Raw genomic sequence first — 460 nt, 5'->3', positions numbered from 1 at the left:
ACTTCGGTTCTTGATTACTTAAATTATCAAATGTTCACAAAAGTATTAACGTTGCTCAGCAATGAGCGACGGTCAGTATCTTGAGTGAGCGACCTACCAGCAATGGTAGTGACACGAAAGTGTCAAAAACAGAGATTGAACTGAAGAGTTTGATCCTGGCTCAGATTGAACGCTGGCGGCATGCTTTACACATGCAAGTCGAACGGCAGCGCGGGGCAACCTGGCGGCGAGTGGCGAACGGGTGAGTAATATATCGGAACGTACCCAAGAGTGGGGGATAACGTAGCGAAAGTTACGCTAATACCGCATACGATCTATGGATGAAAGCAGGGGACCGCAAGGCCTTGTGCTCCTGGAGCGGCCGATATCTGATTAGCTAGTTGGTAGGGTAAAGGCCTACCAAGGCGACGATCAGTAGCTGGTCTGAGAGGACGACCAGCCACACTGGAACTGAGACACG

1 rRNA gene is annotated in these 460 nt (G+C 50.2%); it reads left to right on the top strand.

The annotated features are described in order from the left end of the window. Positions 1-137: 137 nt before the first annotated feature. Positions 138-460 (top strand): 16S ribosomal RNA (locus ACFPN5_RS00120); the annotation flags it as partial.

This window comes from Massilia niabensis (assembly GCF_042655085.1).
GTDB classification, from domain to species: Bacteria; Pseudomonadota; Gammaproteobacteria; order Burkholderiales; family Burkholderiaceae_D; genus Telluria; species Telluria niabensis.
Note: the sequence above shows the minus strand (reverse complement) of the source record. Positions and strands in the feature narration are given on the sequence as shown.